The sequence below is a fragment of the Microbacterium sp. KU4F genome (assembly GCF_056868075.1).
In genome coordinates, this window is record NZ_CP200324.1 from 1940045 (window position 1) to 1966621 (window position 26577).

Genomic DNA, 26577 nt, shown 5'->3' on the forward strand with positions numbered 1-26577 from the left:
GCCGCCGCCATGGCGTCGGCGATGGCGGCGTCGTCGCTTCCGTGACCCTCCCCGCGCCAGGGAGCGCGGCCCATCTCCACCACTTCGTACGCGGTGAAGGCGAAGGCCACACGGTTCTCCTGCAGCAGCACCGACCGCATCCGCGCCAGTTCCGAGGGCCGGAGGGCGCCGATGGGTCGCCCGTCCAGGAGCACCTCGCCGGAGGCGGGTCGCACGTCGCCCGCCATGATCCCCATGAGACTGGACTTGCCGGCTCCGTTGGGGCCCACGAGCGCGACGACCCGGCCGAACCCGATGTCCAGGCTGATATCGCGCAGGATGTCGGCGCCGCCCAGACGCAGGCCGATCGTATCGAGACGGATCGCCGGCGCGCTCATGCCCATCCTCCGCCACGCCGACGGCTGCGCCGGATGAGCCAGTAGAAGAAGGGTCCGCCGATGAGCGAGGTGAGGATCCCGATGGGCAGATCGGCCGCCGGCACGATCGTGCGTGCGAGCAGATCGGCGTAGACGAGGATCACCGCCCCGCCGAGCAGGGAGGCGATCAGCAGCGGCCGGTTGGCGGGGCCCAGCAGCATCCGTACGAGATGAGGCACGACGAGCCCGACGAACGCGATGATGCCCACGAACGCGACGGCGACACCGGTCATGGAAGCCACCAGGACGATGGAGACGATCCGCAGCCGCTCCACGCGCACGCCGAGATGCGCCGCCGTCCGCTCTCCGAGCGCCAGCAGGTCGTACCTGCGCGCCAGCACGAGAGCACCCGCGGCGGAGAGCACACCCACGACGGCGACGACTCCGACCTCGTCCCACCGCGAGCCGTTCATGGACCCGAGCTGCCAGAAGACGATCTGCTCGCGAGAGGCGGTATCCCCGACGAACATGAACACGGCGAGAGCCGCGCCCGCGAAGGCGTTCACCGCGATGCCCGTGAGGATCAGCGTGACCGACTCGGTGCGCCCCTGAGCCCGCGCGGTCGCGTAGACGATCCCCGTCGCGGCGAGACCGCCGAGAAAGGCGAACACGGCGGTGGTCCACCCGCCGAAGGCGGCAAGGCCCAGCGTGATGGATGCAGCCGCGCCGACGGCGGCGCCAGAGGAGACGCCGACGACGCCGGGCTCGGCGAGCGGGTTTCCGAAGATCGACTGCATGACGGCACCCGCCATCGCGAGCAGGGCACCGACGAGCAGCGACATGACGACGCGGGGGAAGCGGATCTGCCACAGGGTCTGCTCGACGAGCGGATCGGTCGGAGCCCAGGGGTTCGCGACGCCGACCGCATGCAGGAGTGATCCGCCGACCTCGGATGCGGGGATGGGCAGCTGCCCCACACCCGCGGACAGGAACACCCCGACCACGAGGAGGACGCCGGCCGCGCCGCCCACCAGCACCCGACGGGCCCTCATCGCCCGAGCACTCACGACGCGGCCGGCGCGTACACGGCGCGCGCCAGCGCCTCGAGCACCTCGGCCGAGCGGGGGCCGAACGAGAGGATCTGACCGTCGGCCATGTCGACGAAGCGGCGGTGAGCCCCGGCCGTCGTTATGGCGATCGCCGGCTTCGCGGCGAGCAGTCCGTCGACGCCTCCGACGGACTCGATACCGCCGGACATGACCAGGATGAGGTCGGGATTCGCCGCGACCATCGCCTCATCGGTGAGCGGGCGCATCCCGTCCCATCCGAGCTCATCGGCCACATCGACGCCGCCCAGCGCCCGGATGAGCTCGTCGGCACCGGACTCCTCGCCGAACAGGTAGTACACGCCGGCCGTTCCCCGCAGGTAGAGGAAGACCATGCGCAGCCGATCTGCGTCGCTCGCAGGGGCGATCGCGGCGATGTCCGCTCGCGCGCGATCCACCTCGTCGCCGATGCGCGTGGCCAGGGCCTCCCCCGCCGCGGGCGCGCCGAACACCGCTGCGACGTCGCGGGCCAGCTGCTGCGCGCCGGCGAAAGATGCCTCGTTCTCGAGGAAGACGACGGGGATGCCCACATCCCTCAGCTGTTCGACCACGTCCCTCGGACCGATCGAGCCGTCCGTGATGACCAGCGTGGGGCGAAGCGCGATGACCGCCTCGGAGCTGACGGTGTGGCCACCGGTCGTGATGACGGGCAGATCCTCGACCCCCGGAAAGACGGTCGACACGTCGCGTCCGACGAGGGAGTCGCCGAAGCCGAGTCCCCAGACGGTCGCCGCCAACGAACCGGCCAGGTCCATCGCGACGACGCGGGAGGTATCTGCGACCGTCACCTCAGTCACTCCGCCGAGATCGTGGGAGAGTGCGGTCGTCGGCAGCGACTGCACGGGCTCGGCGGCGACCGGGACGATCGCCGCGTCGGGCAGGACGGCGGTGGACGGACCCTCGTACGAGCGCGGATCCTCGAGCACATTCCACTCCGACATCGGCACGGCCTCGACGGCCGGCGCCTCCGCGGACGACGACGGCGAGGGCGCAGCGCACCCGGCGAGCAACGCCGCGGTGGCCGCCAGAGCGGCGAGGAGGGCGCGGCGCCTCACGACGCGTCCTCGCCCCGGCGGCGTCTCAGCCGGGCGATGATCACCGTCGCTGCAGCAGCCACTGCGGCGAACGCGGCACCAACGCCCCACAGCCACACCGGGGCCGGCGTCTCGGCGGCGGCCGTCTCGGCGGCCGGGGTCGGCTCGGGCGCGGACGCCGCCTCGGGATCGGGGGCGGGATCGGCGCAGGCGAACGTCACGTCGAAGGAGATCGGATCGAATGCCGTCCCCGTCTCATAGTTGCCGAACTGCGCGTAGCCGTCCGCGGTGACGGCCGTGGGGACCTCCGTCGCGGAGATCCCGGTGTCGGTCGTCGTGGGCGCCGCGGCTGCGAGGTCGAGTGCAACGAAATCGACCTGAGCGGCGGAGTGCACCCGGTCGGTCGCCCCGGCCAGTGCGTCCTCCATCGAGAGCCCGCTCACGTCGAGCAGGAGGTGCGCGCCCGAGGAGTCGATGACCAGGGTGGGCTGGGCGATCGTCGTGTCGAGCAGCCCATTGTGCCCCGTGAAGCGCACACCGCCGCCGAAGGACACCGACCCCTCGCCCGTCACGGGATCCACGCTGCCGCCGGTGGCCGGCCAGCTGAAGACCGGCGTGGCGTAGGACGCACCGTCGACGGGCTCCCACGCCCCCTTCGCGATCGTGCCCGAGATGTAGGAGCGGAACGACTCCTTGAAGCCCCAGGTCAGCGAACCGCCGGTCACCGCGCACGCCTCGTCGACCGCTGCGGCAGACCGCTCCGTGCCGAGAGCGGGCGTGGGCAGTGCAAGCAGTGCGGCGGACAGCGCGATCGCGGACACAGCGGAACGAAAGAGCATGGCGGGACCATTCCGTTGGCGAATGAGGTAAGGCTTGCCTACCCTATCGGATGGTCGCGGACCGCCCGGAAGACGTTACGGCCGCAACGGCAGCAGGTCAGAGACGTCCGACCGGGTGCCCGACGCACGGATGCGGCCGGCGGTCGCCGCATCCGCCCACGATTGAGTCCCCGTCGCGAGGGCGATCCACGTCCGCGCGTCTGTCTCCACGACGTTCGGCGGCGTGCCTCGCGTATGACGCGGCCCCTCGATGATCTGGACCGCGCCGAAGGGGGAACGCGCACCTCGACCGTGTGGCCGGGCGCCTTCTCCGCGAGCAGTTGCAGGAGGTACCGCACGGCCGCCGCGAGGTCGGCGCGAGCGGGCTGTTCGGCCGCCGCCACCGCGGCGAGCGCGGCGCGGCCGGCGTCGGTGGTGATGCGCGGCATGACGCCACGCTACCCCGGCACCCGCGAGCCGCTCTCGGTAGGGTGGGCGCGTGAAGATCCTCGTTCTCGGCTCCGGCGCGCGCGAGCACGCCATCATCCTCGCGCTCGCCTCCGAACAGGCGCACCACGAGATCCTCGCGGCGCCGGGCAATGCCGGAATCGCCCGCGACGCCACGATCGCGCGCGTCCCCGACGGAGGAGTGCTGAACCCCGAGGACCCCGCCGCCGTCACCGAGTACGCCAACGCCCACGCGATCGATCTCGTGGTCATCGGCCCGGAGGCCCCACTCGTCGCCGGCGTCGCCGATGCCCTCCGCGAGCACGGCATCCCCGTGTTCGGACCCGGACGGGCCGCGGCACAGCTCGAGGGCTCGAAGACCTTCGCGAAGCGGATCATGGATGCCGCGGGTGTTCCCACCGGCCGCGCGGTCCGCGCTCGGACGATCGATGAGGTGCGGTCGGCGCTCGACGAGCTCGGCGCCCCGCACGTCGTCAAAGCGGACGGGCTCGCCGCCGGCAAGGGCGTGATCGTCACCGAGGACCGCGACGCGGCGCTCGCGCACGCCGCGGAGTTCCTCCCGACCGGTGCCGTGCTCATCGAGGAGTTCCTGTCCGGCCCCGAGGTCTCCCTCTTCTTCCTCAGCGACGGCGACACCGTGCGCCCGCTCAGCCCGGCGCAGGACTTCAAGCGCCTGGGCGACGGCGACAGCGGTCCGAACACGGGCGGCATGGGCGCCTACTCGCCGCTGCCCTGGCTCGCCGCGAGCTTCGGCGACGAGCGCTCGTTCGTCGATCTCGTCACCGAGACGGTCGCGCTTCCCGTCATCCGGGAGCTCGACCGCGAGGGCACGCCCTTCATCGGCCTCCTGTACGCCGGACTCATCCTCACCGACTCCGGCGTCAAGGTCATCGAGTTCAACGCCCGGTTCGGCGACCCCGAGACGCAGGTCGTGCTGCCGCGCCTGATCACGCCGCTCTCGCGACTGCTCCTGTCGGCGGCGTCCGGCACGCTCGAAGACGAACCGCGTCCGGAGTTCTCGGATGCGGCAGCGGTGACGGTGGTGCTCGCGAGCGAGGGGTACCCGGTGACGCCCGTCACGGGCCGCCCCATCGAGGGGCTGGATGCGGCCGCATCCGTTGACGGAGTGCACATCGCCCACGCCGCCACCCGGGACCAGGACGGCGAACTCGTCGCGACGGGTGGGCGCGTCCTGAACGTGGTGGCCGTGGCCGACGACTTCGCCACCGCCCGCGAGCGCGCCTACCGCGCGCTCGCACAGGTCGAGCTGGCGGGCGGACAGTTCCGCACCGACATCGCGGCACGCGTCGCCGACTGACGCACCGCGCCCGCGTATCCGCCCCGGCGCCGCACGAACTCCTGCACGATCGCGCCACGCACGCGCGTGAGCACCATCCAGGCGAGATCTGCCGGAGTTCGCGCGCCCGCGGCGCGGGTCACTGCACGCGCGCCTGCACCCAGCCGGCACTGGTGCCGCCGGTGGTGACGAGAACCTGCACGGGGCCTTCCACGTCGACCCGCTGATGATCCTGCATCTGGAGGGTGTCGTCGCAGGCGAACGAGCCGGAGGCGATCGCACGGCGCTCCTGATCGACGGCGGAGGTCATCACCTCGTAGCTGATGTCGCCGCCCGTGCACCACGCGTCGATGCGGAGGATCTGGCCGGGCGAGACGACCGCCGGGCCCGTGATCGAGGCGTTTGAGGCGGCGTCGCCGTCCGGGTCGAATCTCGTGAGCGCCACCTGGGCGGGGTCGTCGGCGTCGGGCTCGAGCGGCGCCGGGGGCGGGGTGGTCTGCTCACCGGAGGGCGCGGACGGCGTGACGGAGACGGTCGGTGCGCTGTCGTCGGGCCCCGCCGAGCACCCGGCGAGACCGAGAGCGGCGAGGACCACACCACCGAGAAGGAGGGGACGGATGCGGCTGCTCATGCCTTCCACGGTAGGAAGCGCCCGCCGCAGCAGCCCACCCCGTTGATCCATGAGCCCGCGCCGTCTACGGTGGGCGCCCTCATCCGGCCCGAACTCCTGCAGAACCGGCGCGCCGCGGTCCGGAAGTCCGCGATGGCCTCTTTCTGCAGGAGTCCGGACCTGCGCTCAGCGGCGCACGAGCTCCTTCGGACGCCGCATGAACAGCACCGCGACGAGGCCCACGACGATGATCCCGGCGGGCAGCAGCGTGGCCTGCGCCATGGCGGTGGAGAACCCGGCGATCACCGGCTCCGGGAGGGTACCGGTGCCGAAGCCGGAGGCGGCATCCCCCGCACCCGGGAGGTTGGCCTCGAGGCGGGCCTGCATGACCGCCGCGATCGCCGCCGAGCCGATGACCGAGCCGACGACGCGCGTCGTGTTGTAGATGCCGGCGCCCGCACCCGCCTGGCGCGGCGGGAGTCCGCGCGTGGCGGTCGTCGCCAGCGGCCCCCACATCCCGGCGTTGCCGATTCCCTGCAGAGCGGAGGGAAGCAGGAAGAGCCAGATCGGCGTCGTGGGGTCGCCGATGAGGACCGAGTTGAAGACGAGCGAGCCGCCGACCAGGACGAGCCCCGGCACGAGGATGACCCGGGGGTCGACCCGGTCGAGGAGACGGCCGGCCAGGGGTGCGAGCACGCCCGAGAGCACGGCCATGGGGATCATCAGCAACGCGGCCTCGGTCGGCGTCAGCCCCCGAGCCAGCTGCAGCGCGAACATGAACGGGACCGACATGGCCGTCACCGCGAAACCCACCGCCGCGATGCCCGCGTTCGCCGCCGAGAAGTTGCGGTCGCGGAACAGGTCCAACGGCACGAGCGGTTCGCTGCGGGTGCGCCCCTGCGTCCAGATGAAGATCGCGAGCACGACGACACCGACGGCGATCATGAGCCACACCCACGGCGCCCAGTCGAAGTGCTCGCCCTCCTGCAAGCCGAAGACGATGAGGAACAGCGCGAGGGCGGAGAGGAAGACGCCGACCATGTCGAAGCGGTGACGGTGCGTCTCGAGCTGCGGCACCAGGATCCACGCGAGGACCAGTCCGATGATGCCGACGGGCACGTTGATGAAGAAGATCCACTCCCAGCCGAGGCCGTCCACGAGCAGTCCGCCGGCGAGGGGGCCGACGAGCATCGCCACACCGGCGGTCGCGCCCCACAGGCCCATGGCGGCGCCGCGCTGCGAGGGCGGGAAGGTACGCGTGATCACGGCCATCGTCTGCGGCGTGACGAGCGCGGCGCCGATTCCCTGCACGGCGCGCATGGCGACGAGCATGCCGAGACTGGACGAGAGCCCGCATCCGAGCGATGCGAGCGTGAACAGCGCGAGGCCGATGAGGTAGATGTTCTTGGGCCCGAACCGGTCGCCGAGACGGCCCGTGATCAGTAGCGGCACGGCGTAGGCGAGCAGGTAGGCGCTGGTCACCCACACGACGTTGTCGAGGTTGTTGGTGTTCGGATCCAGCGCGGCCTTGATCGCGGGGTTGGCGACCGAGACGATCGTGGTGTCGACCAGGATCATGAAGAACCCGATGACGAGGGCCCAGAGGGCCGGCCACGGGCTGCGGGTGGGTGTGTTGGTGTTGGCAGTGGTGGGAGCGCTCATTCGCGAGCAGCCTTTCTCTGGGTGAGGTACCGGTCGCTGGTGCGGTCGTGCGCATCCGGCCCCCAGGCGAAGCTCGGGTCGCCGAGGCGCCCGAGGAAAGCGTCGAGCCAGGCCAGGTCGGCCTCGGCGAGCGCACGGGAGCGATCGACCTCGATGAGGTACTGCTCGGAGACTCCTCCCGGGCGGGCCTTGTTCAGCCCCGCGACGAGGTCGGCGATCTGCTCCGTCAGCGCGGCGCGGCGCACCGCGAGCAGCGCCGCGACGTCGTCGCGGTCGAGGTTGTGGGCCTCGGCGAGCGCGACGCGGAACTCGACCGGACGGTCGATGCGCACGAGTTCGGCGCGGATCCACTCATCCAACGACGAGAGCCCGGCATCCGTCAGCGCGTACGACGTGCGCTCGGGACGATTTCCCTCACGCTCGGTGCCCGCCTCGGCGATGAGACCCGCCCTCTCGAGCCGGGCGACCGTGTGGTAGACCGTGCCGCCGGTGACGTTCAGGATGCGGTCGTCGTGGCGCAGTCTCATGAGCCGCAGCATCTCGTAGGGGTGCATGGGGTCTTCGCGCAGCAGCGCGAGCACCATGATCCCCAACGGGGTGATCCGAGCCGTCATTCGATACTCCATGTCGATTAGTCCACATGGAGTATACACCCGCGGCGTACCCTTGCGGCATGCCGGATCCGCAGCGCGAGGCCGCCCGCCGACGCGGCCACGAGATCTTCGATCCGATCGTCGAGCCGGTGCCCGAGATCGTGCGCGACGCGTACGCCTTCCTCGACGAGATCACGCCCTGACGAACGCGACGGGCGTGCGCCGCCCGCACGGGATAATGGGCGGGTGAACGACCCTGCGCTCCTCGACGGCTGGCGGCACGTGTACTCCGGGAAGGTCCGGGACCTCTACGTTCCCGATGACACCCCCGAAGGCGCTTCCGGCGAGCGCATGCTCGTCGTCGCGAGCGACCGCGTAAGCTCCTTCGACCACGTGCTCGAGCCCGGCATCCCCGACAAGGGCGTGCTGCTGACGACCCTGAGCCTCTGGTGGTTCGACCGCCTCGCCGGCGGAGACGGCGGCCGCCGCATCCCGAACCACCTCGTCGCGGACCACGTTCTCGGCTCCGATGACAGCGCGCATGAGCTCATCCCAGATGCGGTCGCCGGTCGGGCCATGCTCGTGCGCGCGCTCGACATGCAGCCCATCGAGTGCGTCGTGCGCGGCTATCTCACCGGATCCGGCTGGCTCGAGTACCAGAGCACCGGGACGGTCTGCGGCATCCCGATCACCCCGGGCCTCACCGACGGCGACCGCCTGCCGGAGCCGATCTTCACGCCGGCGTACAAGGCGCCGATGGGCGAGCACGACGAGAACATCTCGTTCGAGCGCACCGCCGAGATCGTGGGGAGCGAGATGGCCGAGCGCCTGCGCGAGCTCTCGCTGGAGATCTACGCGCGCGCCGCCGCCACCGCGGAGGAGCGCGGGCTGATCCTCGCGGACACCAAGTTCGAGTTCGGAGTCGATGAGCACGGCGTGCTCACCCTCGCGGACGAGGTCCTCACCCCCGACTCGTCGCGCTACTGGGATGCGGATGCGTGGCGCACCGGCACGACCCCCGCCGAGCGGATGGCGAGCTTCGACAAGCAGATCGTGCGCAACTGGCTCGCCGCAGCCTGGGTTCCCCGCGAGGGTGAGCCGCCGCGGTTGCCCGACGAGATCGCTGCGCAGACCTCCGCGCGCTATGCCGAGCTGCTGCGCCGACTGACCACCGTCTGACCCACCACCGCATCCGCGTCGCCCTGCGGGCCTGCGGACACTACCGCCGCCCCCGTCGGCACGCCAGACTTGCCACGAGACTGCACTTTCGCCACGAGATCACGGGTAGTACCCGTGATCTCGTGCGGGAGATGCAGTCTCGCGGGATGAACCGCCCCCGAAAGGACCACCCATGCCCCTGTGGAAGATCCACGGAAACGGCCGCACCGTCGCCCCGGGCGACGTCGTCGCCCCCGACGAACGCCTGAACTGGCCCGCGACCATTGCGATCGGCGCCCAGCACGTGATCGCCATGTTCGGCGCCACGTTCCTCGTGCCGGTCCTGACCGGCTTCCCCGTCGCCACGACCCTGCTGTTCTCCGGCATCGGCACGCTGCTGTTCCTCGTGGTCACGAAGAACAAGCTCCCGAGCTACCTGGGGTCCTCGTTCGCCTTCATCGCGCCCGTGACGGCGGCGACCGCATCCGCCGGCATGGGATCCGCTCTCGCGGGCATCGTCGCCGTGGGCGTGCTGCTCGCGATCATCGGTGTCGTCGTCCAGCTCGCCGGCCTCGGCTGGGTCGACAAGCTCATGCCTCCGGTCGTCGCCGGCGCCATCGTCGCGCTGATCGGCTTCAACCTCGCCCCCGCCGCCTGGAACAACTTCCAACAGGCACCCGTGATCGCCTCGATCACCCTGGCCGCCGTCATCCTGTTCAGCGTGCTCTTCCGCGGCTTCCTCGGCCGGATCTCGATCTTCCTCGGCGTCGTCGTCGGCTACATCGCCGCGGCCATCGCCGGCGAGCTCGACTTCAGCAGCGTGGCGGATGCGGCCTGGGTCGGCCTGCCCACCTTCCACATCGCCGACTTCGCGAGCGGCGGTACGTGGAGCGCGATCGCGATGTTCCTGCCGGTCGTGCTCGTGCTGGTGGCCGAGAACGTCGGTCACGTGCGCGGCGTCGCCACGATGACGGATGCGTCCGTCAACCGCTCCACCGGCCGCGCCCTCATCGCCGACGGCGCCGCGACCACCGTCGCCGGGTTCTTCGGCGGCTCGGGCACCACGACCTACGGCGAGAACATCGGCGTGATGGCCGCGACCCGCGTGTACTCGACGGCCGCGTACTGGGTCGCCGGCGTGGTGGCGATCCTGCTGAGCCTCTCCCCCAAGATCGGCGCCGTCATCAACTCCGTGCCGGCGGGCGTGCTGGGCGGCGTGACGACCGCGCTCTACGGTCTGATCGGCATCATCGGCATCAAGATCTGGGTGGACAACCGCGTGGACTTCTCCCGCCCGGTGAACCAGTACACCGCCGCCGTGGCCCTCGTCATGGCGATCGCCGGGTTCTCGATGTCGTGGGGCGACTTCCAGCTGGGCGCGATCGTGGTCGCCACCGCCGCGGCCCTGGTGATCTATCACCTCGGCAACGCCATCGCGCGCTGGCGCAAGACGGGCGCCGACGATGGCGGCCCCATCCCTGCGGTCGGCCCGCTGGGCGGCGACCCCGAGTGAGGCGTGGGCGCCGCGGGCGGGATCATCCCGCCCGCGGCGCCCCGCATCCGGTCGACCCGGATGCGGCGGCTCAGGCCGACTCGCGCCGGATGAGCTCGGACGACAGGATCGTGGCGTGCGGGGGGTTCTGGCCCGCGAGCAGCGCCAGCAGCACGTCGACCATCTGCTCACCCTGCAGCTGCGAGGGCTGGCGGACGGTCGTGAGCGCGGGGGTCACCGCGGTGGCGACCGGCGAGTCGTCGAACCCGACGATCGCGATGTCGTCGGGCACACTCAGGCCGGTGCGCTCGAGCGCCGCCAGCGCGCCGCGCGCCATGAGGTCACTCGCGATGAACAGGGCGTCGATCTCGGCACCGGAGGCGAGGATGCGCTGCATCGCCGCGTAGCCCCCCGCCGAGCTGAAGCCCCCGTCCTCGATCGGACCGACCTGCAGCCCGGCATCCTGGAGCACCTCGCGGTACCCGGTGAGACGGTCGATGCCCGCGGGCATGTCGATGGGCCCCGAGATCGTGCCGATGCGGGTGCGGCCCGCCTCGACGAGATGCCGTGTCGCCGTGCGCCCTCCGTCGACGTTGTCGATGTCGACGAAGTACGCACCGTCGCGGCCGTGGGCGGGCCGGCCGCCGTAGACGACGGGGACGGCCGCCGCGATCCGGTCGACGAACGTGTCGGTCGTGTGGTGCGAGACGACGATCGCGCCGTCGACGGCGCCGCTGCGCAGATACGCCGCCGTCTTGTCCCGCGGGTCGTTGCTCGCGATGATGAGATTCAGCACGTAGTCGGACCTGCTGAGCCGGGCGTTGATCCCCGACACGATCGACGCGAAGAACGGGTCGCCGAAGAACCGGTTGGTGTCTTCGGGCACGATCAGCGCGATCGCCATCGTCGCCCGGCTCGCGAGCGAGCGCGCGGCCCGGTTGGGCACGTAGTTCAGTTCGCTGATGGCGAGTTCGACGGCGGCCACCGCAGCGGGACTCACTGCGGTGGCGCCGTTGACGACTCGGGAGACCGTGGACCGGGAGACCCCGGCCATCGCCGCGACGTCCTCGATGGTGGCGGTGGCACGACGAGGGTCGCTGGTCACGGTTCTCTACCTCTGCAGGACGGCGCCCTCGGGCGCGTTATCGATCGCACGGGCGGCGATGACCCGACGATACTCCAGAGCGCTGTTCTTCAACGTACGCACCTGGGTGTCGTAGTCGACGTGGACGATGCCGAAGCGCTTCTCGTAGCCCCATGCCCACTCGAAGTTGTCGAGCAGCGACCAGTAGAAGTAGCCGCGCACGTCGACGCCCGCGTCAGCCGCATCCAGCACGGCCGACAGGTGCGCACGCAGGAACTGGGTGCGCTCGGCGTCCTTCACCCGGGCGATCCCGTCCTCGACGACGAGCTCGTCGTCGTAGGCCGCACCGTTCTCGGTGACGTAGAGCACGGTGCCCGCGGGGGCTGCGTACTCGTCCGAGACGCGACGCAGGAGCCTGGTCAGGCCCTCGGGCTGCACCTCCCAGTTCATCGAGGTGCGCGGCAGGCCTCGGTCGTGCCAGTAGATCCCCTCCGCCGCCGGGAACGGCGAGCGGCCGGGACGATCGGTGGGAGCCTCGCCGGGCAGCGGCGGGTTCGGGTCGGGCTGGGCGCCCACGAACTCACCGTGGTAGTAATTCACGCCGAGACTGTCGATGGGCTGCGAGATGAGCTCAAGGTCGCCGGGACGGATGGCTGCCTGCCACGTCTCGACCGCCGCGGCATCGACGACGCGGATGTCGTCGACCACGTCCTCCGGGTAGGAGCCCCGGAAGATCGGGTCGAGGAACCAGCGGTTGAACTGACCGTCGATGCGACGCGCCGCATCCCGGTCGCCCTCGTTCTGCGGGTCCACGGGGTCGGGAACGGTGAGGTTCAGCGTGATCCCGAGGTTCTTGCCCGCGTCGCGTCCGCGGAGCTCCTGCACCACCTGGCCATGACCGAGCAGGAGGTGGTGCGAGGCCAGCATCCCCTCGGCGATGGAGTAGTGACCAGGAGCGTGGATGCCGGCGGTGTAGCTCAGGAACGACGAGCACCACGGCTCGTTCAGCGTGGTCCAGATGTCGACCCGGTCGCCCAGCGCGTCGTACACGTCCAGCGCGTACTCCGTGAACAGGTCGCTCGACTCCCGCACCGCCCAGCCGCCGCGTTCCTGCAGCGCCTGCGGCATGTCCCAGTGGTAGAGCGTGAGCCACGGCAGGATGTCGGCGTCGCGCAGCTCGTCGACCAGACGCTTGTAGAAGTCGAGGCCCTTCTGGTTGAGAGGACCGGCGTCCGGGCGAACCCGCGACCACGAGACCGAGAACCGGTACGTGTCCAGCCCCAGCCCCTTCATGAGCGCGACGTCATCGCCGTAGCGGTGATAGTGGTCGCACGCGACATCACCGTTATCGCCGTTGATGACGGCACCGGGCTCACGGCAGAACGCGTCCCAGATGGATGCGGTCCGTCCGTCCTCGAAGGCAGCGCCCTCGATCTGGAAGGCTGCGGTGGCCGCTCCGAACAGGAAGTTCCGCGGGAACGCGCGCAGAGCGTCGCTCATTGTCGATGTACCTTTCTCGCGCCGGGCCTCAGCCCTTGACGGCGCCTTGCATGATTCCGCTCACCAGCTGCTTGCCGGCGAAGACGAAGAGGATCAGAAGCGGGATCGTCGACAGCAGCACGCCCGCGAGGACGATGGAGTAGTCGACGAAGTAGTTGGACTGCAGCAGCGACAGCGCGACGGGGAGCGTCGGGTTCTGCCGGTCGAGCACGATGAACGGCCAGAAGAAGTTGTTCCAGGCTGTCACGAACGTGAACAGCGCCAGCATCGCGGCCGCGGGACGCGCGGCGGGCACCCCCACCGTGAGGAAGGTGCGGAACGAACTCGCCCCGTCGACGCGGGCCGCCTCGATCAGCTCGTCCGGCACGGCCTGGCGGATGTACTGCGTCATCCAGAACACGCCGAAGGCGCTCACCAGGGCCGGGATGATGATGGCGCCGATCTGGCCCGTCCATCCGATCTCGCTGAACAGGAGGTACAGCGGCACGACGCCGAGCTGGGTCGGTACGGCCATCGTGGCGATCACGAACACCAGCAGCCAGCTCGAGCCGCGGAACTTCAGCTTGGCGAAGGCCCATCCGGCGAGCGTCGAGAAGAACACGACGGATGCGGCGATGAGAGCCGAGCTGAAGATCGAGTTCCACAGCGCGGGCCAGAAGTTCACGGCCGGGTCGTTGATGACCTTGGCGGCGTTCGCGATGAAGTTGCCGCCGGGGATCCACGACATGTTGGGGTCGCGGATCGTGTAGGAGTCGCCGGAGCCGATGAGCAGCGACCAGTAGAAGGGGAACGCGGCGCTGAGCAGCACGACGCCGAGGGCGGCGTACACGAACCAGCCCGGACGCGAGCCTCGCACCGGGCGCCGCCGGCGCACCGGCTTGCGGCCGGGTTCCAACAGCGCTTCCTCCGCCGCGACGGGCGGGGTCTGCAAAGTGGTCATCGGAGGACCTCCGTCTTCTGGGACGCGGTGGTGCGGGAGGCTTCGACCGCCTCCTTGGCGGCGCGTCGGGCGGCGCGCATCTGGGCTCGGCTCATATCGGACTTCTTGCCCTCGTCACGCACGAGCCCGCGGGTGACGAAGAGGTTGATCGCGCCGATGGCGAGAATGATGAGGAAGAGGATCCACGCCAGGGCCGCGGCGCGGCCGAAGTTCCACTGGCCCCATCCGAGGTCGTAGAGCCACAGGGTGATGGTGAGCCACTGGTTGTCGGCGCCGCCGGTTCCGGTCTGGTCGTACATGCGCGGCTCGTCGAAGATCTGCAGGCCGCCGATCGTCGAGGTGATGATGACGAAGATCAGGGTGGGCTTCAGGCTCGGCAGCGTGATGGAGAAGAACTGCCGGATCTTGCCGGCGCCGTCGACCGTCGCCGCTTCGTAGAAGTCGCGCGGGATGGCCTGCATGGCCGCGAGCAGGATGAGGGTGTTGTACCCGGTCCAGCGGAAGTTGACCATCGTCGCGATGGCGATGTGGCTGGCGAACGCATCCGAATGCCACTTGATGGCGGGGATGCCGAGGTCGGTCAGGATCGAGTTCACGAGACCGTACTGGTCGCCGAACATGTTGGAGAAGATGAGCGCCACGGCGACGGGCGCCATGACGTAGGGCAGCAGCACGCCCATGCGCCAGAACGTCTTGGCGCGGATGTTCTGGTCCAGCAGCACCGCGATGAACACCGCGAGGATCAGCTGCGGGACCGTGGAGAGCAGGAAGATCGAGAACGAGTTGCGCAGCGCCGTCCAGAACTTCGGGTCGTTGATGACCGTCGCGTACTGGTCGAAGCCGACGAAGGTGCCCGTGCCGCGCACGAGATCCCAGTCCTGGAAAGAGATGTACGCCGTGTAGGCGATCGGGAAGAGCCCGACGATCAGGAACAGGATGAAGAAGGGGGAGATGTACAGATAGGGGGACAGCTTGAGGTCCCAGGAGCTGAGGCTCTTGCCACCGAAGCCGATGCGCTTGGGGGATCTGGCCGTCGTGGACGAGGCGCTCACGTCGTTCCTTCGTTTCGTTGAGCGTGAGACGGGCCCGCAGGGTCGGCCCTGCGGGCCCGTCTCACTGCGGGATTACTTGATGGCCTCGACCTCAGAGACCCACTGGTCCCACGAAGCCTTCGCGTCCTGCGTGCCGTCCTCGACGCGCGTGAGCGCCTTCTGCATCGCGTCGTTGACCTGGAAGTAGAACTCGCCCTTGAAGGGGGAGACCGTCACGGCCGTGGCCCGCTCGGAGAAGATCTGGCCGACCGGCGCGTTGTTGAAGTACTCGTTGGTCGAGTCCAGCAGCGTGGCGTCGGTGAGCGCGTCGTTCTGGCTCGGGAAGGTGCCGGCGTTCTCGAAGGCCTTGACCTGGGTCTTGGCGTCGGTCAGCCAGTCGGCCAGCTTCTGGGCGGCCGCGACGTTCTTGCCGTTGGCAGGGATCGTCAGGTACGAGCCGCCCCAGTTGCCGCCGCCGTTGGGGAACATCGGCGCGACGTCCCATCCGGTGACGTCCTTCGCGTTGCCGGAGATGACACCGAGCATCCAGCCGGGGCAGAGCATCGTGGCGAAGTCGCCGTTGCTGAGACCGGCGAACCAGTCGTCCGACCACTGGCTGAAGTGCGCCGACTGCGTCGCGCTGGCCGCGGTGACCTGGTCGTAGATGTCCTTGACCTCGGGGTTGGTCGTGGCGGTGATCTTGCCGTCCGAGGGGTTCTCGTAGGCCGCCTCGACCTGGTTGATCATGCCCTGGTAGGTGCCGCCGGCCGAGTCGAAGAACGCCTTGCCGGTCGCTGCCACGTACTGGTCGCCGACCTTGAAGTAATTGGCCCAGTCGCCGTCGAAGAGCTTGCCGACCTCGGTGCGGTCGGTCGGGAGACCTGCGGCCTGGAACAGGTCGGAGCGGTAGCAGATGGCTTCGGGACCGATGTCGGTGCCGTAGCCGATGAGGTTGCCGTCGGCGTCGGTCGCGGCCTTGACCTTCCAGTCCAGCCAGCGGTCGGTCAGGTCGGTGGGGACCGGGGCGAGCATGTCGGAGTACTGCATGACCTCGGGCAGCCAGTCGACCTCGATCGCCTCGATGTCGGCGAGGCCCGTCTTGCCGAGCTTCTGGAAGTAGTTGGCGCGAGCGTCGTTGGAGGTCGCGGCCTTGTTGTGGACGATCTTCACGTTCGGGTTCTCGTCCATGTACTCCTGCAGGAGTGCATCGGTGTAGCCGAAGTCGTTGAAGGTGGCGATGGTCAGCGTGACCGGGGCGTTCGGGTCGGACTGCTCGCCGCCGCCGGTCGAACAACCGGCGAGGACGATGGCTGCGGTTGCGATGCCGGCGGCGAGGCCGAGCGGTCGCAGGGCGCGTGATTTCACGGGACACTCCTTTGTGGATGCGGTTCGGTGCCAGAAAGCTCTCGATGTCCCCAGGACTGGGAGCGCTCTCATCGGACGCGATTCACAGTATGGGAGCGCTCCCGAGAGGTCAAGAGAGCGCTCTCACCGTTCGAGTAACAGTTAGATAACGCACCGGCACCGCGGGCGTCCTGCCCGCCTCTAGACTGGGAGCAGACCATCTCCCGCGCACCCTCGGAGCCGTTATGCCCACGATCGTCGTCGATGTCATGCCCAAGGCCGAACTGCTCGACCCGCAGGGCAAGGCGGTCCAGAACGCCCTGCACCGCCTCGGCGTCGAGGACTTCGGCTCCGTCCGGATCGGGAAGCGATTCGAGCTGACCGTCGAGGGTACCGTCGACGAGGCACTGCTCGAGAAGGTGCGCGAGATCGCCGACGACGTGCTCTCCAACGCCGTCATCGAGGACGTCGTCGGCATCGAGGTCGTCGAATGAGCGTACGCATCGGGGTCATCACCTTCCCCGGTTCGCTCGACGACCGCGACGCGCAGCGCGCCATCCGCGTCGCCGGGGCGGAGCCCGTCGCGCTCTGGCACGGCGACCACGACCTGCAGGGCGTCGATGCCCTGGTCCTGCCCGGCGGCTTCAGCTACGGCGACTACCTCCGGGCGGGTGCGATCGCGGCCCTGGCGCCGATCATGTCCGAGGTGAAGGATGCGGCCGCCGCCGGCATGCCGATCCTCGGCATCTGCAACGGCTTCCAGATGCTCGTCGAGGCGCACCTGCTGCCGGGCGGACTGATCCGCAACGCGCACCAGCAGTTCGTGCGCCGCGACCAGCGGCTGCGCGTCGAGAACGCCGACACCGCCTGGACCAGCGACTTCACGGCGGGCCAGGAGATCGTCATCCCGTTGAAGAACGCCGACGGCGGCTACATCGCCGACGCCGAGACGCTCGCGCGCGTCGAGGGCGAGGGCCTCGTGGCGTTCCGCTACGTCGGGGTCAACCCCAACGGCTCGCTCGACGACATCGCCGGGCTCACCAACGAACGCGGCAACGTCGTGGGGCTCATGCCGCATCCCGAGCACGCGGTCGAGCCGGGCTTCGGACCCGACACCTCCGCCGCGATGCGCTCCGGCGTCGACGGCCTCGGCTTCTTCAGCTCGGCCATCCAGGCCGTGGTCTCCGCCGCCGCCTGACCCGGGAGCGCACAGCCTCCCTTTCCCCGTTCGCCTGTCACAGATCGAGCCCCGCGCGTCGATCTGTGACAGGCGAACGTGGGGGCGCCGCCGGACGGGGCGAGCACCGGTCGCGCCTCATCGGGCATGACACGTGTCATGCCCGAGTCGTGACAGAAGCCTCCGGCGCGGAAGGTCGCCGCGCGGTTGGCTGAAGGCATGAGCGAACCGCGCGTGCAGATACCCGACACCCCCCTCGCCCCGGATGCGGCGGCCGTCGAGCTGAAAGCCATCGTGCGCCGCTTCGGCCGCGCCGGCCAGCGCTTCACCGCCGTCGACGGCATCGACCTGTGCATCGAGCGTGGCGAGATCGTGGCGCTGCTCGGCCCGAACGGAGCAGGCAAGACCACGACCATCGACGTGCTGTTGGGACTCGCGGAGCCCGATGAGGGCAGCGCGCTCGTCTTCGGCGCGCACCCACACCGCGCGGTGGCGGCCGGCCGGCTCGCCGCCGTGCTGCAGACCGGCGGCCTGCTGTCGGATCTCACCGTGCGAGAGACGGTCACGGTCATCGCGGACCTGTACGGCGCGGGCTCCCGCGTCGCCGAGGTGATGGAGCGCGCCGATCTCACCGAGATCGCCCGCCGCCGGGTGGGCAAGTGCTCCGGCGGCGAGAAGCAGCGCGTGAAGTTCGCGCTCGCGCTCCTGCCCGACCCCGATGTGCTGGTGCTCGACGAGCCCACCGCGGGCATGGACGTCACGGCCCGTCGCCGGTTCTGGCAGGCGATGCGCGCCGACGCGGATGCGGGACGCACGATCATCTTCGCCACGCACTACCTCGAAGAGGCCGAGCAGTTCGCCCGGCGCACCGTCGTGATGAGCCGCGGCCGCATCGTCGCCGATGCCGCCACCGCGCACCTGCGCGCCTCCCTCGGAGGCCGCCTCGTCTCGGCGACGCTCGCCGACGAGACGCTCGCCACCGCCTTCGCCGCCGAACTGGTGGGCGACGAGTCCGCCGCCGAGGTGTCGGTGGACGCATCGCGACTCACGGTGCGCACCGCCGCATCCGACGCTCTCGCCGCGCGCCTGCTCGCCGCGGGCGCCAGCGACCTGGAGATCACCGCGCCGACCCTGGAATCCGCCTTCACCCGACTCACCGAGGAGCCCTCATGAGCACGCTCGTCTCGCCCGCGATGTACCGCATCGAGGGCCTGCGTCAGTTGCGGAACCCGTACACGCTGGCCTTCACGCTGGCCATGCCGTTCGCGATGTACCTGCTCTTCGGGGCCAGTATGGACTACGCCTCGCAGAGCGTCGGTCACGCGAACGCCTCGTTCTACGTCATGGTCTCGATGGGCGCCTACGGCACCGCGACGGCGATGAGCTCGCTGTGCTCGCTCGCCGCATCCGAGGTCGGACAGGGGTGGGGACGCCAGCTCGCGCTCACGCCTCTCTCGACCGCCGGATACGCCCTGACGAAGGTGCTCTCCGCGATGTCGTTCGCCGCACTGTCGGTGCTCATCGTCTACATCGCCGGATACGTCACGGGCGCCGCGGCCGACGACGTGTGGCGTTGGTTCCCCTCGGCGGCCATCACTCTCGTGCTCGGCCTGGTCTACGGCCTGTTCGGTCTGGGCGTCGGGCTCGCGTTCAACTCGGACTCGGCCGCCGCTCTCGCCTCGATCTCGATCACCTTCTTCGGCTTCTTCGGCAACGTCTTCGTGCCCCTGAGCGGCGTGATGCTCGACATCGCCAAGTGGACGCCGATGTACGGCTACGCCGCCCTCGTGCGCTGGCCGGCGACGGGCGGTGCGCTCGTGGCCGGAGGGTCGGACGAGCTCTGGGCCGTGATTGCCAACGTGGTCGTCTGGGGCGCCCTGTTCGCCCTGCTGGTGCGCTTCGGCGTCGTGCGCTCGCGGCGCCGTCGTTAGGCTCGAGCGGTGACGACCCCCTCCGCGCCCCAGCGCATGCCACAGGATCCGTGGCAGCGCTGGGGCTGGGTCATGGCCATCGTGTGGATGGTCTTCCTGGTCTTCCCGGTCGTCTCGCTGCTGTCGTCACCGGCGCCGCTGGGCCTGCTCGTGCTGGGGTGGGCCGCGCTGGCGGGGTTCGCCGTGGCCTACGTCGTCGGGTTCGTCGCGGGAATGCGGTCGGCTTGGGGCACGCCGAGCCGGCTCGTGAAGACGCTCTTCTGGGTGCAGATCGCGTGCGCCGCAGCCACCGTGCCCGCGATCGCCGACGGCGCCCTGAGCTTCGTGCCGTTCGTGATGTCGTACGCGAGCTATGGCCTGCGGCGCATGTGGCACTGGGTGACGATGACCGCGGGCATCGGGCTCGTCGTCATCGTGATCGTCGTCACGGGCTCGATCGAGGACAACATCCAGATCCTGTCGGTGGTCGTCATGATCTCCGTCATCAACACCGTGACGAGCTGGCTCATCGGACGCTCCGTCGACACGGATCGGATCCGGCTGGAGCTCGCCGCCAGCGACGAACGAACCGCGATCGCCCGCGACGTGCACGACCTGCTCGGGCACACGCTGACGGCGGTGAAGCTCAAGGCCGAACTGGCCGAGCGGCTCGTCGAGCGCGACCCCGATCGGGCGAAGGCGGAGCTCGCCGACATCGTGCGACTCACCGGAGAGGCCATCACCGGTGTGCGCAGCACCGTGACCGGCATCCGCGGCCAGGCGTTCGCGGAGCAACTGGTGGCGAGCCGTGCGGCGCTCGAGTCGGCGGGGATGGCCGTCGAGGTCAGCGGCGACGCCGCATCCCTCTCTCCCGCCCAGTCGCTGCCTGCGGGGTGGATCGTGCGGGAGGCGACGACCAACATCCTGCGCCATGCGCACGCCCGCACGGTGCGCATCTCGGTGGCGCCGGGCGTCGTGACGGTCGACGACGACGGGCAGGGAGTGCACCAGCGCCCGGGCAACGGCATCCGAGGCATGCAGGAGCGGGCGGCGGCAGCCGGCGCCGTGCTCGAGGTCGCTCCGGCTCCCAGCGGCGGAACGAGAGTGAGCATGACATGGTGAACGCACCGATCCGGCTGATGCTCGTCGACGATCAGGCGCTCGTCCGCGGCGCGATGGGGGCCCTGCTCGAGCTGGAGGGCGACCTCGTCGTGGTCGCCGAGGCCGCCGATGGTGCGCAGGCCGCATCCCTCGCCCGTGACACGACACCCGACGTCTGCCTCATGGACATCCAGATGCCCGGAGTGGACGGGATCACCGCGACGCGTCAGGTGCGCGACGCGAGTCCCGCGACCCGCGTGCTCGTCGTCACGACGTTCGCCCGGCCGGGCTACCTCCGCCAGGCTCTGGATGCGGGAGCCAGCGGCTTCATCGTGAAGGATGCGCCGGCGGATCGCCTGGCGGATGCGGTCCGGCGCGTGCACGCGGGGCTCCGCGTGGTCGATCCCGAGCTCGCCGAGGCCTCGCTCTTCGAGGGTCAGAGCCCGCTGACCGAGCGCGAGCAGCAGGCGCTGCGCCTGTCGGCCGACGGGCGGGCGGTGGCGCAGATCGCCGCGGAGATGTTCCTGTCGGCAGGCACCGTGCGAAATCACCTCTCGTCGGCGATCGGCAAGACGGGCACCGAGAATCGCTCGCAGGCGGCGCAGGTCGCCCGCGAGAAGGGCTGGATCTAGCGCAAGCAGGCTGGCGCGCGGTGTTCGGGGGGGGCGATCGTCACCCTCCGCGACAGGGGCTCTGTTCAAGGGACCCGAAACGTCGCCCCGGGCGCTCCGCGCCGTAAGACGAGTCCCTCCAACAGGGCCGCCCCTCCTTCAAGGGACGCGTGATGTCGCGTCCGGGCGCTCCGCGCCGCAAGAGGAGTCCCTTCAACAGGGGCGCGGGCACCGTGGCCGGGTCAGTCACACGAGGCGACCGCCCTCGAGGCGGAGCACGCGCCCGGCCGCGGCGATGAGCATCGGGTCGTGGCTCACGCACACGACCACGGCGCCGCGGCATCGCTCCCGTTCGACGGCGGCGAGGATGCGGGTGCTGCTGGCCGCATCCAGGCCCGTCGTCGGTTCGTCGAGCAGCAGCACGTCGGCGCGGCGGGCGAGCGCCTGGGCGAGCAGCGCACGCTGGCGCTGGCCGCCGGAGAGCATCGCCACAGGTCGCGAGGCGAGGTCGGTGATCTCCAGCGCCGCCATCGCGTCGGCAGCATCCATCCGCTCCGCGCGTGAGGGCAGCGGGAGCAGGCGCCGCCAGGCCCCAATCCGCACGAGCTGGGCCACCGTGAGCGGCAGCTGTTCGGCGATCGCCGATTGCTGCGGGACGAAGGCGATCCGCCCGGCCCCATCGACGACGCCAGACCGGCCGGACCTCACCCCGGCGAGCGCCTCGAGAAGCGTGGTCTTGCCCGCGCCGTTCGGTCCCGTGACCACGGTCACCACGCCCGGATCGAGGCGCAGATCGAGCGAATGCAGCAACGTCCGACCCCCCGCCTCGACGCGCAAGCCGGTCACGCACAACGGGGTCGATGCGGGAGCGGTCGGCGAAGGGGAGAGGAACATCCGACCAGCCTATCCGAGTTGAGAACGGTTCTCATTATCGCTACGGTCGAGTGTCGTGACCTTCCTCCTCCCCCTCGAGCACGCGTTCTTGCTGCGCGCTCTCGTCGGCGGTTCGCTCGTGGCCGTGCTGTGCGCGGTCGTCGGCACCTGGGTCGTCATCCGGGGCATGGCCTTCCTCGGCGAGGCGCTGGCGCACGGGATGCTGCCCGGCGTCGCCCTCGCCACCGTGCTCGGCGCACCCGTCCTCCTCGGCGGCGCCGCGAGCGCCGTGGCCATGACGGTCGGGATCGGGGCGCTGCGGCGGCGCGGGCGTCTCGCGTACGACACGAGCATCGGGCTCCTGTTCGTCGCGATGCTCGCCGTCGGCGTCATCGTCATCTCGCACTCCGGCAGCTTCGCGACGGATGCGACCGCGATCCTCTTCGGTGACGTGCTGGCGATCTCGACCGAGGATCTCGCGATGCTGGCCGCGGCCACGGCGGTCGGGCTGGCCCTCGCGGTCGTCGCGCACCGGGCGTTGGTCGCGGTGGCCGTGGACGCGCGCGTCGCTCGGGTGCTGGGCGTGCGTCCTGCCTGGGCCGAGGCGACGCTCACCGGTCTCGTGACGCTCGCCGTCGTCGCCTCCTACCAGGCCGTCGGCTCGCTCCTGGTGGTCGGGATGCTGCTCGCCCCCGCCGTGGCCGCCCGACCGTGGGTGCGCGGGATCGCCGCCACGATGACCCTCGCCGCCGTCGTCGGGATCGCCGCCGTCGCCGCCGGGCTCTCGCTCTCATGGCACCTGGGCACCGCCGCCGGAGCATCGATCGCCACATCCGCCATCGCCGCGGCCGCACTGTCCGCGCTGCTTCGCTCCCTGTTCATCTCCCGCCACTCCGCCGCCGCGGTGCCGGCTCCGCTCTAGAAAGCTCCGCGTGCGCCATCCCCTCGCTCTCACCGTCGTCACCGCATCCGCTCTCCTGCTCGCCGCGTGCGCGAGCGCTCCGCAGTCAGAACCTGCACCCACTGCAGCAACCGGTCACGGCCGGATTGCCGGCGCCGCCGAGGTGAGCGAGCCGCCCGTGCACCTGCTGACCGCGACGCCCGACGGCCGGTTGACGATGCTCGACCTGCTCTCCGAGGAGACGTCGAGCCTCGGCCGCATCGAGGCGCCCCTTGCGACCGCCACCGACGGTCGCTACCTCTTCGCCGACACGGGCGACGGGGTCGAGATCGTCGACAGCGGGATGTGGACCTGGGATCACGTGGATCACTTCCACTACTACCGCGCCGAACCACGCGTGCTGGAGAAGGTCCCCGGCCACGGCTCGGCTCGTATCGCGACGACCAATTCATCGACGACCGGCGGCACCGGGATCTTCTTCGCCGACGGGGACGCCGTGCTGCTGGACACCGAGGCCCTCTCCAAGGGCGAGGTCGTCGAGCGGTTCCGGGTGCGGATGCCCGAGCACGAGGGTTACATCGTGCCCGTGGGTGAGCACGCCCTCGTCACGACCGGCGACGGCGCCGTCGAGGTGCGCGACGGCGACGGCGCCGTCCACGGCGACCGCGCCCCCTGTGCCGATCCTGCCGGCACTCTCACCACCCGTGTGGGCGCGGTCCTCGGCTGCCGGGACGGTGTGCTGCTGGCCGTCGCCGTCGACGCGGGGGCCGCGGTCGAACGCATCGCGCTTCCCGAGGGGATTTCCGCGCCCCGCTCCTGGGCCAACAGGGAGGGTCGCCCGACCGCCGCGGGTCTCAGTGCTGACGGGCCGATCGTGCTCCTCGACACGCGCGAACGCACCGCGACCGTGGTCGCAGCGCCGCGACCGCTGATCGCCGTCACGGCCGTCGACGACGCATCCGAGCACGTGCTCGGGCTCACGGTCGACGGACGGGTGAGCGTGATCGACGGCGCGACGGGTGCCGAACTCGCCCTGACGGAGCCGCTCGTCGCCGCGTCGCTCGCGGCGGGACGGACACCCACCCTCATCGCTGACGACCGGCGCGCATACCTCAACGGGATCACCGAGCGCGTGCTGTTCGAGATCGACTTCGCGGATGCCGGGCGCATCGCCCGCACGTTCGCCACGGCCGACGAGCCGGCCTTCGTCGCGGAGACAGGCCGATGACCGCCAGGCGGCGCATCGCCGCGCTCGCAGCCGCCCTCCTGGTCGCGGGCGCGCTGTCGGCCTGCGCCCCGCCGATCGAGGATCGACCCCTCGTCGTGGTGTCCACCAACATCCTGGGCGACGTCGTGACCGAGCTGGTCGGCGATCAGGCCGAGGTCGTGACCCTCATGAAGCCCGACTCGGACCCGCACTCCTTCGAGATCTCGGCCCAGGAGGCGGCGCGACTGCGCTCGGCCGACCTGGTGGTCTCGAACGGTCTCGGGCTCGAGGAGGGTCTCGCGCAGCATCTCGAGGCGGCGGCGGACGAGGGCGTCAGCCAGTTCGTCGCGGGTGACGTCATCGACGTCCTGCCGTACGCGAGCGAGGAGGCGGATGGCGCCGACGACCCGCATTTCTGGACTGATCCCGCGCGGATGCTGCAGGTCGTCGACGCGCTGGAGGCGACCCTCGCAGGCACCGACGGGGTGGATGCGGCGACTCTCCGCGCCGACACCGCCGCATATCGCGCCGAGCTTGCGGCTCTGGACGCCGAGATGAGCGCGGCCCTGGCCGCCATCCCCGCCGAGAGGCGTGCGCTCGTGACCAATCACCACGTCTTCGGCTACCTGGCGGACCGCTTCGACGTGCGTCTCGTGGGTGCCGCGATCCCCGGCGGCACGACGCTCGCCGCTCCGAGCGCCGCCGACCTCGCAGAGCTCGTCTCCGCCATCCGGCAAGCCGGCGTGCGCACGATCTTCGCTGAGTCCTCCTCGCCCGACCGGCTCATGCGCGCACTAGCCGCGGAGGCCGGCATCGAGGTGCGGGTCGAGGAGCTGTTTACCGAGTCACTCACCGCCGCCGACGGCGCCGCACCCGACTACCTGACCATGATGCGCGTCAATACGGAGCGCATCGTGGCCGGGCTCTCCTGAGCCCCATCACACGGCCGCACCGGCCGGCGGGTCCCGCCCGCGAACCACAGAAAAGAGGCACCACATGCACCTGAGACGTCCCGCGCTGCTCGCGCTCGGACTCGTCGCCGCGGCGACGCTGACCGCCTGCGCCGGCACCGCGCCCGCCCCCGCATCCTCGATCTCCGCCGACGCAACCGCCGGCGAGCGCATCGCGATCAGTTACGAAGGCGGCATCCTCGTGCTCGACGGCACGACGCTGGAGACGGTCGGAGACCTCGCCTCCGAGGAGTTCACCCGGCTCAACCGGGCCGGCGACGGCTCGCACGTGCTGGTCACGATGAGCGAGGGCTTCCAGGTCCTCGACACCGGCGCCGCATCCGGGTCCGAGCCCGTGCTCACCGACCTCGTGTTCCCCGCTGACGCTCCCGGGCACGTCGTGCGGCACGCCGGCAAGACGGTGCTCTACGCCGACGGCACGAGCGACACGACGATCGTCGACACGGATGCGTTCGCCTCGCTCGGCGACGCCCTCCCCGCCTCGACGACGATCCCCGGCACCGAGGCGCACCACGGCGTGTCGATCGTGCTCGAGGACGGCACATTCGTGACGACCGTGGGATCGGCGAACGGTCGCACCGGCATCACGGTGCGTGACGAGGACGGCACCGAGATCACCTCGAACGCGGATTGCCCCGGCGTGCACGGCGAGGGCACGGCCGCCGATGAGGTCGTCGTCTTCGGGTGCGAGAACGGCGCCCTCATCTACCGCGACGGCGAGATCGAGAAGGTCGCGGCGCCCGACGCATACGGACGCACCGGCAACATCTTCGTCACCGACACGAGCCCCCTCGTCGTCGGCGACTACAAGAGCGACCCGGATGCGGAGGGCTACCTCCTCTCGAACGTCGCATTGATCGACACCGAGAAGGCGAGCATGAAGGTCGTGCCGCTCCCGGAGGGCGTCGAGTACACGTTCCGTGACCTCGCCCGGGGGCCGAAGGACCTCGGCTACATCCTCGCCACCGACGGATCCATCCACGTGATCGATCCGACGAGCGGCGAGCTGGTCGACGAGTTCTCGGTCATCGCACCGTGGGAGGGCCCGCTCGAGTGGCAGGACCCGCATCCCGCGATCGTGGTGTCGGCCGACATCGCCTACGTGACCGAGCCCGCAGCCAGGAAGGTGCACGCGGTCGACCTGACGAGCGGCGAGGTGCTCGCGAGCACGACGCTCGCCGTGACCCCGAACGAGGTCGCCGTCTCCTAGGTCGCCGTAACCCACGTTCGCCTGTCACAGATCGCGCGGAACGCGTCGATCTGTGACAGGCGAACAGACGAGAAGAGGCGCGGCGGGGAGGGCGAGAGGCGCAGGCGGGGGCGGTGGGGCCTT

Annotated in this window: 26 protein-coding genes and 2 pseudogenes; 14 read left to right on the forward strand and 14 right to left on the reverse strand. The window is 70.4% G+C overall.

Translation table 11 applies throughout. The annotated features are described in order from the left end of the window. Window positions 1-14 precede the first annotated feature (14 nt). The 5 genes and pseudogenes from AC1VNH_RS09885 to AC1VNH_RS09905 all read right to left on the reverse strand — a co-directional run. A pseudogene (locus tag AC1VNH_RS09885) lies at window positions 15-383 on the reverse strand (ATP-binding cassette domain-containing protein); the annotation flags it as partial. Further along, window positions 374-1408 carry a FecCD family ABC transporter permease gene (locus tag AC1VNH_RS09890; protein ID WP_483111148.1) on the reverse strand — a complete coding sequence of 345 codons (1035 nt, stop codon included), beginning with the start codon at window positions 1406-1408 and terminating at the stop codon, window positions 374-376. The pseudogene AC1VNH_RS09885 and the gene AC1VNH_RS09890, both read right to left, overlap by 10 nt. Window positions 1409-1419: 11 nt before the next feature. Next, the gene (locus tag AC1VNH_RS09895; protein WP_483111150.1) at window positions 1420-2517 is read right to left on the reverse strand and encodes a heme/hemin ABC transporter substrate-binding protein; all 1098 of its coding nucleotides are present in this window, start codon (window positions 2515-2517) and stop codon (window positions 1420-1422) included. After that, window positions 2514-3335: an HtaA domain-containing protein gene (locus tag AC1VNH_RS09900; protein ID WP_483111151.1), complete on the reverse strand. Its 822-nt coding sequence runs from the start codon at window positions 3333-3335 to the stop codon at window positions 2514-2516. The genes AC1VNH_RS09895 and AC1VNH_RS09900 overlap by 4 nt, the downstream gene beginning before the upstream one ends. A 75-nt stretch (window positions 3336-3410) precedes the next feature. Beyond that, a pseudogene (locus AC1VNH_RS09905) lies at window positions 3411-3763 on the reverse strand (sterol carrier family protein). A gap of 50 nt (window positions 3764-3813) precedes the next feature. Here AC1VNH_RS09905 and purD point away from each other — a divergent pair. Beyond that, window positions 3814-5100, forward strand: coding sequence for a phosphoribosylamine--glycine ligase (gene purD / locus AC1VNH_RS09910; protein ID WP_483111153.1), 1287 nt, complete (start codon window positions 3814-3816; stop codon window positions 5098-5100). Between the two features lie 118 nt (window positions 5101-5218). Here purD and AC1VNH_RS09915 read toward each other — a convergent pair whose 3' ends face one another. The 3 genes from AC1VNH_RS09915 to AC1VNH_RS09925 all read right to left on the reverse strand — a co-directional run bounded on the left by AC1VNH_RS09915 (window position 5219) and on the right by AC1VNH_RS09925 (window position 7965). Then, a complete protein-coding gene (locus AC1VNH_RS09915) occupies window positions 5219-5710 on the reverse strand; it encodes a hypothetical protein (protein ID WP_483111154.1) in 492 nt (163 codons plus the stop codon). Between the two features lie 165 nt (window positions 5711-5875). After that, window positions 5876-7351, reverse strand: coding sequence for an MDR family MFS transporter (locus AC1VNH_RS09920; protein WP_483111156.1), 1476 nt, complete (start codon window positions 7349-7351; stop codon window positions 5876-5878). Further along, window positions 7348-7965 carry a PadR family transcriptional regulator gene (locus AC1VNH_RS09925; RefSeq protein ID WP_483111158.1) on the reverse strand — a complete coding sequence of 206 codons (618 nt, stop codon included), beginning with the start codon at window positions 7963-7965 and terminating at the stop codon, window positions 7348-7350. Before AC1VNH_RS09925 ends, AC1VNH_RS09920 begins: the two co-directional genes overlap by 4 nt. A gap of 59 nt (window positions 7966-8024) precedes the next feature. Between AC1VNH_RS09925 and AC1VNH_RS09930 the strand changes: the two genes are divergently transcribed. From AC1VNH_RS09930 to AC1VNH_RS09940, 3 genes are all read left to right on the forward strand, one after another. Continuing rightward, window positions 8025-8147, forward strand: coding sequence for a hypothetical protein (locus AC1VNH_RS09930; RefSeq protein WP_483111159.1), 123 nt, complete (start codon window positions 8025-8027; stop codon window positions 8145-8147). 43 nt (window positions 8148-8190) lie between these two features. After that, on the forward strand, window positions 8191-9123 hold the full coding sequence (locus AC1VNH_RS09935; RefSeq protein WP_483111161.1) for a phosphoribosylaminoimidazolesuccinocarboxamide synthase: 933 nt from the start codon (window positions 8191-8193) through the stop codon (window positions 9121-9123). A gap of 172 nt (window positions 9124-9295) precedes the next feature. Next, window positions 9296-10615, forward strand: coding sequence for a uracil-xanthine permease family protein (locus tag AC1VNH_RS09940; RefSeq protein ID WP_483111163.1), 1320 nt, complete (start codon window positions 9296-9298; stop codon window positions 10613-10615). 70 nt (window positions 10616-10685) lie between these two features. Here AC1VNH_RS09940 and AC1VNH_RS09945 read toward each other — a convergent pair whose 3' ends face one another. From AC1VNH_RS09945 to AC1VNH_RS09965, 5 genes are all read right to left on the reverse strand, one after another. Then, entirely contained in the window at window positions 10686-11699 is a 1014-nt protein-coding gene (locus AC1VNH_RS09945) for a LacI family DNA-binding transcriptional regulator (RefSeq protein WP_483111165.1), read from the reverse strand. A gap of 6 nt (window positions 11700-11705) precedes the next feature. Continuing rightward, the gene (locus tag AC1VNH_RS09950) at window positions 11706-13178 is read right to left on the reverse strand and encodes a glycoside hydrolase family 1 protein (protein WP_483111167.1); all 1473 of its coding nucleotides are present in this window, start codon (window positions 13176-13178) and stop codon (window positions 11706-11708) included. Window positions 13179-13206: 28 nt separating this feature from the next. Continuing rightward, window positions 13207-14118 (reverse strand): carbohydrate ABC transporter permease, encoded by a 912-nt coding sequence (locus AC1VNH_RS09955; protein WP_234074245.1) that lies wholly within the window; start codon window positions 14116-14118, stop codon window positions 13207-13209. Continuing rightward, complete coding sequence (locus tag AC1VNH_RS09960; protein ID WP_344226597.1) at window positions 14115-15170, reverse strand: carbohydrate ABC transporter permease; 1056 nt, start codon at window positions 15168-15170, stop codon at window positions 14115-14117. Before AC1VNH_RS09960 ends, AC1VNH_RS09955 begins: the two co-directional genes overlap by 4 nt. Window positions 15171-15242: 72 nt before the next feature. After that, a complete protein-coding gene (locus tag AC1VNH_RS09965) occupies window positions 15243-16514 on the reverse strand; it encodes an ABC transporter substrate-binding protein (protein ID WP_483111169.1) in 1272 nt (423 codons plus the stop codon). A gap of 224 nt (window positions 16515-16738) precedes the next feature. On the opposite strand from AC1VNH_RS09965, the gene purS reads away from it, so the two are divergent. From purS to AC1VNH_RS09995, 6 genes are all read left to right on the forward strand, one after another. Then, window positions 16739-16987, forward strand: coding sequence for a phosphoribosylformylglycinamidine synthase subunit PurS (gene purS, locus AC1VNH_RS09970; RefSeq protein WP_274286606.1), 249 nt, complete (start codon window positions 16739-16741; stop codon window positions 16985-16987). Further along, window positions 16984-17691 (forward strand): phosphoribosylformylglycinamidine synthase subunit PurQ, encoded by a 708-nt coding sequence (gene purQ, locus AC1VNH_RS09975; RefSeq protein WP_483111172.1) that lies wholly within the window; start codon window positions 16984-16986, stop codon window positions 17689-17691. The genes purS and purQ overlap by 4 nt, the downstream gene beginning before the upstream one ends. 198 nt (window positions 17692-17889) lie before the next feature. Next, complete coding sequence (locus tag AC1VNH_RS09980) at window positions 17890-18843, forward strand: ABC transporter ATP-binding protein (protein ID WP_483111173.1); 954 nt, start codon at window positions 17890-17892, stop codon at window positions 18841-18843. Next, complete coding sequence (locus tag AC1VNH_RS09985) at window positions 18840-19601, forward strand: ABC transporter permease (protein WP_483111175.1); 762 nt, start codon at window positions 18840-18842, stop codon at window positions 19599-19601. Before AC1VNH_RS09980 ends, AC1VNH_RS09985 begins: the two co-directional genes overlap by 4 nt. 9 nt (window positions 19602-19610) lie before the next feature. Continuing rightward, window positions 19611-20702, forward strand: a complete 1092-nt coding sequence (locus tag AC1VNH_RS09990; protein ID WP_483111176.1) for a sensor histidine kinase — start codon at window positions 19611-19613, stop codon at window positions 20700-20702. After that, complete coding sequence (locus tag AC1VNH_RS09995) at window positions 20696-21313, forward strand: response regulator (protein ID WP_483111178.1); 618 nt, start codon at window positions 20696-20698, stop codon at window positions 21311-21313. Before AC1VNH_RS09990 ends, AC1VNH_RS09995 begins: the two co-directional genes overlap by 7 nt. A gap of 225 nt (window positions 21314-21538) precedes the next feature. Here AC1VNH_RS09995 and AC1VNH_RS10000 read toward each other — a convergent pair whose 3' ends face one another. Next, window positions 21539-22186, reverse strand: a complete 648-nt coding sequence (locus tag AC1VNH_RS10000; protein WP_483111179.1) for a metal ABC transporter ATP-binding protein — start codon at window positions 22184-22186, stop codon at window positions 21539-21541. Between the two features lie 55 nt (window positions 22187-22241). Between AC1VNH_RS10000 and aztB the strand changes: the two genes are divergently transcribed. From aztB to aztD, 4 genes are all read left to right on the forward strand, one after another. After that, on the forward strand, window positions 22242-23087 hold the full coding sequence (aztB, locus tag AC1VNH_RS10005) for a zinc ABC transporter permease AztB (RefSeq protein ID WP_483111180.1): 846 nt from the start codon (window positions 22242-22244) through the stop codon (window positions 23085-23087). Window positions 23088-23097: 10 nt separating this feature from the next. Further along, window positions 23098-24294: a YncE family protein gene (locus AC1VNH_RS10010; protein WP_483111181.1), complete on the forward strand. Its 1197-nt coding sequence runs from the start codon at window positions 23098-23100 to the stop codon at window positions 24292-24294. Then, the gene (gene aztC, locus AC1VNH_RS10015; RefSeq protein ID WP_483111182.1) at window positions 24291-25205 is read left to right on the forward strand and encodes a zinc ABC transporter substrate-binding protein AztC; all 915 of its coding nucleotides are present in this window, start codon (window positions 24291-24293) and stop codon (window positions 25203-25205) included. The genes AC1VNH_RS10010 and aztC overlap by 4 nt, the downstream gene beginning before the upstream one ends. Window positions 25206-25269: 64 nt before the next feature. After that, window positions 25270-26454, forward strand: coding sequence for a zinc metallochaperone AztD (aztD, locus tag AC1VNH_RS10020; protein WP_483111184.1), 1185 nt, complete (start codon window positions 25270-25272; stop codon window positions 26452-26454). Window positions 26455-26577 lie beyond the last annotated feature (123 nt).

What these genes read in the sequence shown, in the direction of transcription:
- AC1VNH_RS09890 (WP_483111148.1), bottom strand. Translation starts at nt 1,408, where the DNA reads ATGAGGGCCCGTCGGGTGCTGGTGGGCGGCGCGGCCGGCGTCCTCCTC.
- AC1VNH_RS09900 (WP_483111151.1), bottom strand. Translation starts at nt 3,335, where the DNA reads ATGCTCTTTCGTTCCGCTGTGTCCGCGATCGCGCTGTCCGCCGCACTG.
- AC1VNH_RS09915 (WP_483111154.1), bottom strand. Translation starts at nt 5,710, where the DNA reads ATGAGCAGCCGCATCCGTCCCCTCCTTCTCGGTGGTGTGGTCCTCGCC.
- AC1VNH_RS09920 (WP_483111156.1), bottom strand. Translation starts at nt 7,351, where the DNA reads ATGAGCGCTCCCACCACTGCCAACACCAACACACCCACCCGCAGCCCG.
- AC1VNH_RS09925 (WP_483111158.1), bottom strand. Translation starts at nt 7,965, where the DNA reads ATGACGGCTCGGATCACCCCGTTGGGGATCATGGTGCTCGCGCTGCTG.
- AC1VNH_RS09930 (WP_483111159.1), top strand. Translation starts at nt 8,025, where the DNA reads ATGCCGGATCCGCAGCGCGAGGCCGCCCGCCGACGCGGCCACGAGATC.
- AC1VNH_RS09940 (WP_483111163.1), top strand. Translation starts at nt 9,296, where the DNA reads ATGCCCCTGTGGAAGATCCACGGAAACGGCCGCACCGTCGCCCCGGGC.
- AC1VNH_RS09950 (WP_483111167.1), bottom strand. Translation starts at nt 13,178, where the DNA reads ATGAGCGACGCTCTGCGCGCGTTCCCGCGGAACTTCCTGTTCGGAGCG.
- AC1VNH_RS09955 (WP_234074245.1), bottom strand. Translation starts at nt 14,118, where the DNA reads ATGACCACTTTGCAGACCCCGCCCGTCGCGGCGGAGGAAGCGCTGTTG.
- purS (WP_274286606.1), top strand. Translation starts at nt 16,739, where the DNA reads ATGCCCACGATCGTCGTCGATGTCATGCCCAAGGCCGAACTGCTCGAC.
- purQ (WP_483111172.1), top strand. Translation starts at nt 16,984, where the DNA reads ATGAGCGTACGCATCGGGGTCATCACCTTCCCCGGTTCGCTCGACGAC.
- AC1VNH_RS09980 (WP_483111173.1), top strand. Translation starts at nt 17,890, where the DNA reads ATGAGCGAACCGCGCGTGCAGATACCCGACACCCCCCTCGCCCCGGAT.
- AC1VNH_RS09985 (WP_483111175.1), top strand. Translation starts at nt 18,840, where the DNA reads ATGAGCACGCTCGTCTCGCCCGCGATGTACCGCATCGAGGGCCTGCGT.
- AC1VNH_RS09995 (WP_483111178.1), top strand. Translation starts at nt 20,696, where the DNA reads ATGGTGAACGCACCGATCCGGCTGATGCTCGTCGACGATCAGGCGCTC.
- AC1VNH_RS10000 (WP_483111179.1), bottom strand. Translation starts at nt 22,186, where the DNA reads ATGTTCCTCTCCCCTTCGCCGACCGCTCCCGCATCGACCCCGTTGTGC.
- aztC (WP_483111182.1), top strand. Translation starts at nt 24,291, where the DNA reads ATGACCGCCAGGCGGCGCATCGCCGCGCTCGCAGCCGCCCTCCTGGTC.
- aztD (WP_483111184.1), top strand. Translation starts at nt 25,270, where the DNA reads ATGCACCTGAGACGTCCCGCGCTGCTCGCGCTCGGACTCGTCGCCGCG.